The following is an 11,120-nucleotide window of genomic DNA, read 5'->3' on the forward strand; positions in this document are numbered from 1 at the left end:
TTCATTTAGCTTATTTGGTATTTGGCTAACTGAATTGTAGTTTCTTTTTTATAGTAATTAATTTTTTATTTATGGTAATGGTTTATCACATGCTGTGTATAAGTCATACCATTCTTGTCGTGTTAATTCAAAATTAAAGGCTTCTAGGGAATCTTTGATATGTGCTGGATTCGTTGTTCCAATAATTGGCATGATATTAGCTGGATGTTTTAATATCCAGGCAAGAGCGATAGCGTTTTTATTGGTATTATATTTCTCACATAACGTATCCATTACTTTATTTAGTTTTTCATATTCTGGATTATTAATAAATGTACCATTTGTACCTTGTGCAACACTATAGGCTTGCAGGCAAATATCATTGTAACGACAATAATCTAAGATGCCAGAAGTAAATGGTGTTCCATGAATATTGTTAGTATTAACACTGACTTGTTCATCGATCATTAATGAGTGTGCAATACTAAACTGCATTTGTGAGAATACAATAGGCACAGAACAATACTTCTGAATTAATGCAGTTTGTACAGGAGTGAAGTTTGACACTCCGAAATATAACACTTTTCCTGTTGCACGTAACGTCTCAAATGCTTCAGCGATTTGCTTAGGGTCATATAGAGGGTCAGGCTTATGTAATAGTAAAACATCAATGTAATTCGTTTGCAGTCGTTCTAAAGATTCATCAACACATTTAAGTATATAGTCTTTAGAAGCATCGTAACATAGTCCTTCAGATGTTGAAACAACACCACATTTTGTTTGTAGAATCATTTTCTTTCTTAGTTCAGGACACTTAGCTATAACTTTTCCAATCAATTCTTCGGATAAGCCATGCCCATAAATATCAGCAGTATCAATAACATTAATTCCTAAATCTAAAGCTGTTTTAAGTAACAACTCTACTTCTTCGACTGATTTACCAACATAGATTTTATTTCCGTTGGCATCTTTTTCTTTTCTCTGGATTCTCATTGTACCTAATGAAATTTGTGAAAATTTCAGACTGGAACCCGGAATTGTAATATATTTCATATAAATCTCCTTTTCTAACTATAATTTAAACATTTTATAAAAAACGATTAAGGGACAAAATTACCGTTGCTGATATGGTAATTGTAGAAATGGAAGAAATCTCAGACTGTTCTATAATATGGGTGTATACAAAATATTGGCCAATTGATTTGAAGAGATTTTAAATTATAGTATATAGTTTGTGGAAGATAGCGAACAAGTGTAAGATTAATATTGTAAGAGAGGTAACTTGTATGCTAACGAAGAAGGAATTAAAAATTCTAAAGCAATTTAGCAATTGTAATTATGTGAAAAGTCGAGAATTGGAAGAACTTCTTGATGTAAGTAATAAAACAGCACGTAAGATGATTTCGCAATTAAGTGACAAAATCAAGTTTTATGGAGCTGTTATTGAATCGAAACCTGGAAAGGGATATATACTTGAAGTTCGTGACGAAGAGCTGTTTAATAAAATTTTTGATGAAAAAGAAATAGTCTTTGTAGATTCTGAATCAAGATGGGAATATCTGGTTAAATTATTTATTGAATCAGATACATACCTTAAGATCGACGATTTAGCAGAAGATTTGTATGTATCACGTAAAGTGATTAGTAATTCAATTAAAACAGCTGAAGAATTTCTAAATATCTATAACCTCTACTTAATAAGAAAACCCCATTATGGAATTCAGTTAACAGGAGAAGAATACGATAAAAGAAGATGAAAAGTTAGTTACAATTATTAACTACATATTTATAAAATACAATATAACGATGTCTATGCCAGCGAAAGAATCATTCACAATAAATCTTCAATATAGTATTGATCGACTTACTGATGATCATACAATTAACATTAATGATGAGTTAACTCAATTTAAGAATGAAAAATTCTTTAAGGATTCTCTGTTTATTGCAGGAGAATTATCAAAAATGTTGGAAGATGAATTTGATGTAATATTTCCATATGAAGAAATATATCTGATAGCATTAAATATTACAGATAAAAAATTCTATGAAGCTAGTACAGGAAATATAGTTATTGATGGAGAAATCACTCGATTAGTAGAAGATATTTTATTAAGTATTAAAAATACATATCGACTGGATTTTGAAAATGATTTAGATATATTTACAATGTTGGTTAAACACATGATTCCGTTAAAAATAAGGGTGATAAATGGTGAGGAATTAACGAATCCATTATTAGAAGATATACAAAATCAATATCCTTTTGCGATGACAATTGCTAAGGGGATCAATCCTATTATTGAAAAATACTTCTTGAAGAGAATAAGTGTTGATGAATTATCCTATATCGCAGTTGCTATTCAGTTAGCAATTGAAAAGGGAATGAAGAGGGATCGACGAAAGAAAAATGTATTAATTGTATGTTTTTCAGGGAATATTAGTTCACGATTATTTGAATATCGTTTTCAAGAAATGTTTAAAGATAGTATAGGTACATCAAAGATTTGTAATTATACAGATTTGATAAATTATGATTTTACAAATATTGATTATGTATTTGCAACAGTTCCAATTGATATTGATTTACCGATTCCGGTTTATCAAGTTACTGATCAGATTTTGTCGCAACAAGTATCTGAAGAGATACAAACGATGCTAGATTTAAGTAGTAGTCCATTATCAAATAAATTCTCCCCTAATTTATTCTTTACTCATGTTAGAGGGAAAAGCAAGGAAGAGTTATTGAAGATGATGTGTGACAAGTCAAAATTGGAAAAACATGTACGAGACAATTTCTATGAATTAGTACTCAAACGAGAGTCGATGTTACAGACAACTTATGGGAACTTAGTAGCATTGCCTCATCCATATGAAACAGCCTCAAAAGAAACATTCGTTTGTGTGGCATTACTGGACGAAGCAATTCTTTGGGGTAAAGAAAAAGTGAGAGCAGTATTTCTGGTAGCGATATCAGATAATAAAAATGAGGAGTTTGAAGGTTTCTATGATGAATTCTTTGGGTTTGTATTGGACAAGGATAACATTACTAGTTTACTGGACAATCAATCATTTGAAAATTTATTACGACTAATAAAATAGTAAAATAAGGAGATAAAGTATGAAAAATAAATTTAAAGAGAAGCTTGATTCATTCTTAGCGTGGATTGGAGGAGAAGTCCATTTACTCGCTATGCGTGATTCATTGATGTCAATGATTCCATTCTTAGCATTATCTGGGATTGCAACATTCTTTGCTTATGTATTATTAGACACTTCATTTGTAACGGATTCGTTGGATCCAACAACGATTGCAAATATTCAATCATTCTTTGTTCGAATTGGAAATGGATGTATGAACTTAATGGCAGTAATGCTAGTAGTTATGATTCCATATTTCTTAGGACGTCAAAAGGGATTTAATAATCCAATTATCTTAGGAGTAACTGGGTTATCAATGTTCATGATTTTCAATCCATTGGATGGAGGAACAGGGTATTTTGGTACACAAGGTGTACTGCTTTCTATGATTATTGGATTAACATCTGCTGAATTATTCATGCGTTTAGCAAAAATTGAAAAGTTGAAAATCAATGTTGGAGATAATGTTCCTCAAGCAGTAAAAGATGCATTTAATTCATTACTAATCATCTTAATTCTTATTGTGGTGTACGCTTTAGCTGCAACTACATTATCCGTTGCAACAGGTTTAGAAGCAATTGAATTAATTAGTGATGTATTACAAAAACCATTAGTTGGTATTGGTGCTACATTACCAGGAGCAATTATATATACAATTATTCAAACATTGCTATTCGCTGTTGGGATCCATCCAGGAGCAATTGTTGCACCTATTGAAGCAGTATTTATTACCGCTGGATTAGAAGGTCATATTGTTAACTATACATTTGTTACAACATTTGGACAAATGGGAGGAACAGGTGCCTGTGCTGGATTAGTAGTTGTATTAATATTCTTAGCGAAAAGAAAAGAGTTTAGAACACTTGGGAAATTAGCCGTTGTATCAGATGCATTTAATATTAATGAACCAATAACTTTTGGGGTTCCTATTGCATTTAATCCTATATTAATTGTTCCGTATGTATTAGTACCACTTGTAAATATTGTATTGGCATATTTTGCAACAGTTGCTGGATTGATTGCGGTTTACTCTAATACCGTAACATGGTCAACTCCAATTTTCTTAAAGAGTATAGTGGGAGCGAATGGAGATATTCGAAATGTTATTATGGAACTTGTTTGTCTGGTTATCGATATCTTCATTTGGTGGTTCTTTATGAGAATATATGAAAAACAACTGGATAGCCAAGAAGCAATCGCTATTGAAAACTAATTAAACTGAACCAATACATTGGAAAGAAAGGTAAATATTTATGATTAATTTTGTTATATGTTGTTCACAAGGTATGTCATCAAGTGCATTAATGAAAAAAATGAAAGATTATGTTAGTGAGCAAAATTTAGATATTGATGTTAAAGCATCAACTGTAGATCGTATTTTATCAAATGATGTTGCGTTTGACATATTAATGTTAGGACCTCAAATTCGTTTTGAAAGAACTAAAATTAAAAATGTGTTCCCTGATAAAATTGTGGAGATTATTCCTATGAAAGCTTATGGAAGACTTGATGGAGCTGAAGTGATTAAAACCGGATTAAAACTTCTAGAAGATAATGGAAAATAATTGCACTAATTTTGAAGAACTTACAATGAATCTAATTGTCAATGGTGGTGCCGCAAAATCCGGTTATATTGAGGCGATTCGCCTTGCAAAAGGTGGAAACTTTGACGATATTCAAGACTTGTGGAATGAGTCAAATCAAGCAGTCGAGATAGCACACAAAACTCATTTTGAAATGCTTAATTCTGGATTGGAAGCTGGAACTGCAATGGAAAAGCTATTGTTAATTCATGCGGAAGATCAATTAAACAGTGCAGAAATCTTTAAGGTTATCTCGGAAGAAATGGTTGATTTATATAAAATTATTGAAGCTCTCAAATAATTTACCTAGACATACGAAGATGTATAGTGTTCATTTAGTGCTAATAATTTCTAGTAGGGATAAGTACGCTTATCCCTACTTTACTTAAAAAGATGAAAGGAACTTATTTATGAAAATTGGTATTGCAGGATCAGGAATGATCGTAAGTTATGTATTAGATGTTTGGAAGAATTTTGAAGATATTGAGGTAACAGCAATTTGGTGTAGAGAACAAAATATTGATACAGCATCTGATATAGCAAAAGAGTATAGTATTGCAAATGTGTATACAGATTATAATGAGTTTTTAAATGATGACAGCTTTGACTTTGTATATATTGGATTAGTCAATTCTCTTCATTATGAATACTCGAAGGCAGCATTGAATGCTAGGAAGAGTGTTGTTTGTGAAAAACCTTTTACCTCTACTGGTGAGCAAGCCAAAGAACTATTGGAATGTGCCAAGCAGAATAATGTATTTGTTTTTGAATCATGTTTACCATGGTATTCGGATAACTATGAAGAAGTTAAACGTTTATTACCAGAGATAGGAGAAGTTAAATTAATTGAGTGTAGTTTTTCTCAATACTCGAGAAGATATGAAAGTTATTTAAATGGAGATATTCTACCTGTTTTTGATCCAAGTTTGGATGGTGGAGCTTTATATGATTTAGGAGTCTATAGTGTGCATTTCATTATGGGGTTAGTTGGAATTCCTAAAGATGTACAATATTTTCCGAACATAGGATTTAATGGAATTGATACATCAGGTGTATTAGTAATGAATTACGATGGGTTTAAAGGTGTATGTATGACTGCAAAAGATTGTTCTGCACCAAGTAGATGTGTCATTGAAGGAAATAAAGGTTGTATTGTAATAGATTCACATCCAGGGGAGATAAAGAATATTACATTACGAATGAATGGAGAATCTCCTGTGAATAAAGACATCATAGAATTTAGTGAAGGATTCAAATATATATATGAAAAAATCATTGCAATTACGAAGGCAAATGATTATAAAAAATGTTATGAAATGATGGATAAAGTAATTGACGTAATGAACGTAATGGAAGATGCAAGAAAAGGTGCTGGAATTAAGTTTTCATGCGATTAGAGGAGGAAGAGATGAGAAAAGTATTATTAGTTGGTGGTAAAGGGAATATTTCATTTCCAATAGCCAGAATGTTAGCAAAAGATAAAGATGTAGAACTATACTTAATAGAAAGAACAGATACGGATGATGACTTGGGTGACCATGTTCATAGGCTTGCTGCAGATGTGTTCAATGAAAAGAATAAAGTGAAACAGTGGATTGAAGATATTAGTTTCGATTGTGTAGTGAATTTTGTAATTATGAATAAAGAAGCAGCAGAAAATAGTGTAGAATTATTTGCCAACAAAACAAAGCAGTTTATTTTCATTAGTACTGTATGTGTGCTAAATCATCAGATTTCATGCAATGTCGATGAAACAATGGAAAAAGGCAATGCATATTATCAATATGGAAAAAATAAAGAAGAATGTGAGAAATATTTTTTAGAACAATATGAGAAAGGATTCCCATTGACGATTGTACGTCCAACACAAACATATTCTGGACCAAGAATACCTTTAAGTACAAAAGGAAAGTCATGTTGGAGTGTTATTTCCAGAATGATGAAAGGTAAAGAAGTAATCATTCACGGAGATGGACAAAGTGTATGGGCAAGTACACATGCAGATGATTTTGCTCCGTTGTTTTATCCATTAATTGGTAATCCTGAAACAATTGGTGAAGTGTATCATGTAATGAATCCGGAATCTATGACTTGGGATATGATTTATCAGGAATTAGCTGATTTATTAAATGTTGAATATAAACCTGTATATATAAGTGAATACTTGTTAGATCACAGCGAAACTTATTCATGGAAACAATCAATTCATGGTGATAAGCATTTCTCAAATATTTTCGATATATCAAAAGCAAAAAGGTTTTGTCCGGATTACACACCTAAAATTGATATAAGAACAGGTTTACAAATGTATTTAGATTTTATGGAATCGCATCCGGAAATGAAAGTAGAAGATCCACAATTTGATGAGTGGAGTGACAAGGTAATAGAGAAGTATAAGAAATTGACAGAAGAATTTGTACAAGATATTTAATAAGAACATATATAAGTTTTTAGGAGGAGTATGCAAAAAGATATATTTATTGTGACGTATGGAAAAGAAAAAGATAAAGGAAATCATATTGTTAAACTTATAATAAATCTAGATAATGGGTCATTGAAAAATTCACAGACTATTGATTTAGATGGAAAAGCAAATATGGTTGTTGAAACAGAAGATAGCTTAATAACCTCAGTAGAAAATGCAAATGGTGGAAGCCTTGAATTTTATAATAAGAAAACTATGAAATTAACAAAAAAATATCAATGTGATTATTTTTACTCATATGGACAAGTTATTGGTAACAAACTGCTTCTAGCTAGTTATTCAAAAGGTGTAGACAGTGTTTTTGATATTAAGAAAGGAATAATGGTTAAAAGTCTAACGCATGCTAGAGATGGCATACAGGCTTCTGGTAGGTCTCATTATATTCGTAAATTAAGTGATGGAAGAGTAATATCTGTAGATAATGCATTCCAACAATTATATATTTATAAAAACGATAATTTAGATTTAGACAAAATTATTGATTTACCAATGGAACCTTTGATGAATATTCGCTTAATGTCATTCACGTTAGATGAGAAGTGGGCATATTTAAACACTGAAAAATCTGGAGAAGTTATTGTTTTAAACACAGATAAGTTTGAAATTGTTGAAAGATATACCTTATCATCAAATCCAGAATTTGCTTCTGGGGGTAATGTAATAAGTTTAGATGGAAAATATGAATGTGTATCAATGAGAGGTGAAGAAAGTATCTATGTTTACAATATAAGGGATGATGGAAGTTTAAATTTTAGTAGTAAATTCGGTTGTGGAGAAACACCACGAGATTTGGCAGTAATTAGTGATTATTTACTTGTGAGCTGCACAGATGAAAGTTTAATTGAAGTACATAAGTTTAAAGGTGAATCAATAGAAAAGATAGCTGAATTAGATGTGTATAGACCAATTACATTTGCATTAGGTAAAAGTAAGTAACTGTTTAAAAATAAAATTAAGAGAGGAAGAAGAAATGCAAAAGATGCCAGATTATTTTTATAATTATCCTTTTGTTAAAGGAGATCGAAGACCATGTGTTCAAAAACAAGAGGAACTAAAAAAGTTTTTATATACTGATTATTTGCCCGAACAAAGTGATCTGAACTGGTTAGTTGCGAGTACAGATGACCTTACTGTTGGTGAGTATCAACTATCTCCTGGGTCACACTTTGATCCAGCAGACGTTCACGCAGGTGATGAAATTTATTATGTATTGATAGGTGAAGTTACAATGTTTCAACCTGAAAGTGGACAAGTCATGGTGGTAAAAAAAGGAGAAGGAATTCTAATGCCAAAAGGATGTCCTCATATTGGGTATAATTTCGGCGACACTGAAGCAAGAATGCTCTATGCGATCGCTCCAAAAATTTGGAATGAAGATGGTCCGCCATCTGAATATACTGGAATTTTAAAAACCTATAAGCATAAAGAAAGGGAAGTAAAATGCCAATGATATCAGAACTGGGGAAATTTCCGATTGATGGTCCTAAGTCTAGAGAAATGAAAAAGTTTTATAAACTTAATGATGAAGATAGTATTAAGATGATTAGCGGAAAACATACTCCTGTGTTACTTTCCATTTGGGCAAGTAATGACGTAATGCAGTTTGGCACGATAAAGGTATTAACTGGTGGTGTTGGTCCTCAACAAACAGAATATGATATTCATGCAGGTGATGCCGTTTTCTATTCTTTATCAGGAACAATGACATTTTATATTCCGAATCGCCAAGAAACGCATCTTGTTGAAGAGGGCGATTTTATGTTTATTCCAGCAAATGAACGGTACAAAATTATTAATTATACAGGAAAGACAATTGAGGCAGTTTTTATAATTGCACCTCAATTCTAAATATGAATATATTAGAGAGAAAGAGTTACTATTTGAATATTAAGAATGTGAGGATAAAATAATGAATATTGTAATCATTGGATGCGGTTATATTGCTAATCGAGTAGCAGAAGGAATTCAATACTCTGAAGCCGAATTATATGGAGTAGCTTCAAGAAGGAAAGAAAAAGCTTTAGTATTTGCGGAGAAGTATAAAATCAAATGCTTTTCTTTAGAAGAATGCATGAATGATGAAAATGTTGACTTGGCCTATATCGCTACACCTAACCCAACACATTATGAGCTAACAAAATTAGCTCTTATAAATCGTAAACATGTAATATGTGAGAAACCTTTTGTTTCAAGTACAAAAGAAGTTCATGATTTGTTTTGCATTGCAAAAGAAAATAATTGTTTTCTAATGGAAGCGCACAAAACATGTTTTACGACTCTAAATAAGTTAATAAAAAATAGAGTTAAGGAATTAGGTAAAATAAAAGAAATTCGAGCAAGTTTTATTACACCACCTAATCCTAATATGAAGGATTGGAATGTTGATGAGTTTATGGGAGGCAGTTTTTATGATCTTGGAGTTTATGCTCTATGTTTTGTTAACTTATATGCTGATACCCCAATAATGAAATCTACATTTGAAATAGAAATGTATAAAAATAATAAATGTGATTCTGAATGTAAATGTGATGTATTATACAATAATGGAATATCAGCCCATTTAGTTTCAAGTTGGCATGGTAAAGATAAAAACTTTGGAGTTGGATTGATAATTGGAGAAAATGGATTTATAGAAATTCAGAATTATTGGAAAAGCACAAAAGCAAAAATATCAATTAATGGAAAAGATGAAGTTGTATCTGTTGAACAAAAAAGTGATTTTACAGGAGAAATCAATCATGCTTACCAATGTATTAAGAATGGATTAATTGAAAGTCCAATAATGTCTGAATTTTTTATCAGTCAAATTATAGATGTTTTAGAAGCAATGAAAAAATACAGAAGTAAGATTTAATAAGATAATATAATAAAAAAACTTATAAGTTCAAATATCGGTTTAATAACAAATTTGTGTAGTGAGTACAGGATTAATAAGTTATTAGGTATTTGAACTTTTATATAATTAAGGAGATCGACTATGAAAATTAATCAATCAAAGCTTTCCAATCAAATAATTCTTCCAGATATAGGATTAGGAACGTGGAATATGGCAGATGATAATACAACAATAAAGATAATAAAAGAAGCATTAGAATTAGGGTATCGCTTAATCGATTGTTCACCAAGCTATCAAAACCAAAATAGTATTGGTAGAGCTATAGCTGAGAGTTCTATTAACCGTAGTCAGATTTACATTACTAGTAAACTGCGAAATTCTGAACGAGGTCGTGAAAATGTTAATTTAGCATGTGATAGAATATTAAGCGAACTTAACTTAGATTATTTAGATTTATATTTAATACACTGGCCAGCATCAAAAAAAGATTATAAAAATTGGGAAGAAATAAATCAGGAAACTTGGTTAGGAATGATTGATTTATATAAATGTGGGAAAGTTAAAGCAATTGGGGTTTCAAATTTTATGCCACATCATTTAAAATCATTAATGAAATATGAAGTTATCCCAATGGTAAATCAAATTGAATTTCATCCAGGACAAATGGAAAATGATACTTTAATATTTTGTAGAGAAAATGAGATATTGGTAGAAGCATATAGTCCATTAGGAAATGGCGCAATGCTACAAAATGATGAGTTAATTCAAATTTCAAATAAATATAAAAAATCAGTTGCTCAATTATGTTTAAGATGGGCACAACAAAATGGAACTATCCCAATTCCTAGAGCATCAAATAGTAAACAGTTAAAAGAGAATATAGATATTTTTGATTTTCAAATAAGTAATGATGATATGAAAATTATTAATGAAATGAATTATTTCGCAGGTTCAGGACAACATCCTGATAAAGTAGATTTTTAATAATAAGGGGGATTGAAATGTTTAATATAGTAGCAAGAGAAGAATTGAATCCAACTGTAACAAAATTAGTAGTAGATGCACCATTTATCGCTAAAAAAGCAAAAGCTGGACA

13 protein-coding genes are annotated in these 11,120 nt (G+C 30.9%); 12 read left to right on the forward strand and 1 reads right to left on the reverse strand.

Annotated elements, in window-relative coordinates:
- Window positions 1–69: 69 nt before the first annotated feature.
- Window positions 70–1,032, reverse strand: a complete 963-nt coding sequence (locus J2S15_RS10975; protein WP_307408220.1) for an aldo/keto reductase — start codon at window positions 1,030–1,032, stop codon at window positions 70–72.
- A gap of 233 nt (window positions 1,033–1,265) precedes the next feature.
- On the opposite strand from J2S15_RS10975, the gene J2S15_RS10980 reads away from it, so the two are divergent.
- From J2S15_RS10980 to J2S15_RS11035, 12 genes are all read left to right on the forward strand, one after another.
- Window positions 1,266–1,736: an HTH domain-containing protein gene (locus J2S15_RS10980; RefSeq protein ID WP_307408222.1), complete on the forward strand. Its 471-nt coding sequence runs from the start codon at window positions 1,266–1,268 to the stop codon at window positions 1,734–1,736.
- 25 nt (window positions 1,737–1,761) lie between these two features.
- Window positions 1,762–3,081 carry a BglG family transcription antiterminator gene (locus J2S15_RS10985; protein ID WP_307408255.1) on the forward strand — a complete coding sequence of 440 codons (1,320 nt, stop codon included), beginning with the start codon at window positions 1,762–1,764 and terminating at the stop codon, window positions 3,079–3,081.
- Between the two features lie 19 nt (window positions 3,082–3,100).
- On the forward strand, window positions 3,101–4,333 hold the full coding sequence (locus J2S15_RS10990; RefSeq protein ID WP_307408224.1) for a PTS sugar transporter subunit IIC: 1,233 nt from the start codon (window positions 3,101–3,103) through the stop codon (window positions 4,331–4,333).
- 40 nt (window positions 4,334–4,373) lie between these two features.
- Entirely contained in the window at window positions 4,374–4,685 is a 312-nt protein-coding gene (locus J2S15_RS10995) for a PTS sugar transporter subunit IIB (protein WP_307408226.1), read from the forward strand.
- A gap of 25 nt (window positions 4,686–4,710) precedes the next feature.
- Window positions 4,711–5,004, forward strand: a complete 294-nt coding sequence (locus J2S15_RS11000) for a PTS sugar transporter subunit IIA (RefSeq protein WP_307408228.1) — start codon at window positions 4,711–4,713, stop codon at window positions 5,002–5,004.
- Between the two features lie 109 nt (window positions 5,005–5,113).
- On the forward strand, window positions 5,114–6,100 hold the full coding sequence (locus tag J2S15_RS11005) for a Gfo/Idh/MocA family protein (RefSeq protein WP_307408230.1): 987 nt from the start codon (window positions 5,114–5,116) through the stop codon (window positions 6,098–6,100).
- 11 nt (window positions 6,101–6,111) lie between these two features.
- Window positions 6,112–7,134, forward strand: a complete 1,023-nt coding sequence (locus J2S15_RS11010) for an NAD-dependent epimerase/dehydratase family protein (protein ID WP_307408232.1) — start codon at window positions 6,112–6,114, stop codon at window positions 7,132–7,134.
- 30 nt (window positions 7,135–7,164) lie between these two features.
- Window positions 7,165–8,124, forward strand: coding sequence for a lactonase family protein (locus J2S15_RS11015; RefSeq protein ID WP_307408234.1), 960 nt, complete (start codon window positions 7,165–7,167; stop codon window positions 8,122–8,124).
- A gap of 34 nt (window positions 8,125–8,158) precedes the next feature.
- A complete protein-coding gene (locus J2S15_RS11020) occupies window positions 8,159–8,638 on the forward strand; it encodes a cupin domain-containing protein (protein WP_307408236.1) in 480 nt (159 codons plus the stop codon).
- Window positions 8,629–9,036, forward strand: a complete 408-nt coding sequence (locus tag J2S15_RS11025; RefSeq protein WP_307408238.1) for a cupin domain-containing protein — start codon at window positions 8,629–8,631, stop codon at window positions 9,034–9,036. The genes J2S15_RS11020 and J2S15_RS11025 overlap by 10 nt, the downstream gene beginning before the upstream one ends.
- Window positions 9,037–9,097: 61 nt before the next feature.
- A complete protein-coding gene (locus tag J2S15_RS11030) occupies window positions 9,098–10,042 on the forward strand; it encodes a Gfo/Idh/MocA family protein (RefSeq protein WP_307408240.1) in 945 nt (314 codons plus the stop codon).
- Between the two features lie 123 nt (window positions 10,043–10,165).
- A complete protein-coding gene (locus tag J2S15_RS11035; protein WP_307408242.1) occupies window positions 10,166–11,008 on the forward strand; it encodes an aldo/keto reductase in 843 nt (280 codons plus the stop codon).
- Window positions 11,009–11,120: the final 112 nt, after the last annotated feature.

Origin of the sequence: Breznakia pachnodae, from assembly GCF_030814225.1 — a bacterium.
Taxonomy (GTDB): domain Bacteria; phylum Bacillota_I; class Bacilli_A; order Erysipelotrichales; family Erysipelotrichaceae; genus Breznakia; species Breznakia pachnodae.

What these genes read in the sequence shown, in the direction of transcription:
- J2S15_RS10975 (WP_307408220.1), bottom strand. Translation starts at nt 1,032, where the DNA reads ATGAAATATATTACAATTCCGGGTTCCAGTCTGAAATTTTCACAAATT.
- J2S15_RS10980 (WP_307408222.1), top strand. Translation starts at nt 1,266, where the DNA reads ATGCTAACGAAGAAGGAATTAAAAATTCTAAAGCAATTTAGCAATTGT.
- J2S15_RS10990 (WP_307408224.1), top strand. Translation starts at nt 3,101, where the DNA reads ATGAAAAATAAATTTAAAGAGAAGCTTGATTCATTCTTAGCGTGGATT.
- J2S15_RS10995 (WP_307408226.1), top strand. Translation starts at nt 4,374, where the DNA reads ATGATTAATTTTGTTATATGTTGTTCACAAGGTATGTCATCAAGTGCA.
- J2S15_RS11000 (WP_307408228.1), top strand. Translation starts at nt 4,711, where the DNA reads ATGAATCTAATTGTCAATGGTGGTGCCGCAAAATCCGGTTATATTGAG.
- J2S15_RS11005 (WP_307408230.1), top strand. Translation starts at nt 5,114, where the DNA reads ATGAAAATTGGTATTGCAGGATCAGGAATGATCGTAAGTTATGTATTA.
- J2S15_RS11010 (WP_307408232.1), top strand. Translation starts at nt 6,112, where the DNA reads ATGAGAAAAGTATTATTAGTTGGTGGTAAAGGGAATATTTCATTTCCA.
- J2S15_RS11015 (WP_307408234.1), top strand. Translation starts at nt 7,165, where the DNA reads ATGCAAAAAGATATATTTATTGTGACGTATGGAAAAGAAAAAGATAAA.
- J2S15_RS11020 (WP_307408236.1), top strand. Translation starts at nt 8,159, where the DNA reads ATGCAAAAGATGCCAGATTATTTTTATAATTATCCTTTTGTTAAAGGA.
- J2S15_RS11025 (WP_307408238.1), top strand. Translation starts at nt 8,629, where the DNA reads ATGCCAATGATATCAGAACTGGGGAAATTTCCGATTGATGGTCCTAAG.
- J2S15_RS11030 (WP_307408240.1), top strand. Translation starts at nt 9,098, where the DNA reads ATGAATATTGTAATCATTGGATGCGGTTATATTGCTAATCGAGTAGCA.
- J2S15_RS11035 (WP_307408242.1), top strand. Translation starts at nt 10,166, where the DNA reads ATGAAAATTAATCAATCAAAGCTTTCCAATCAAATAATTCTTCCAGAT.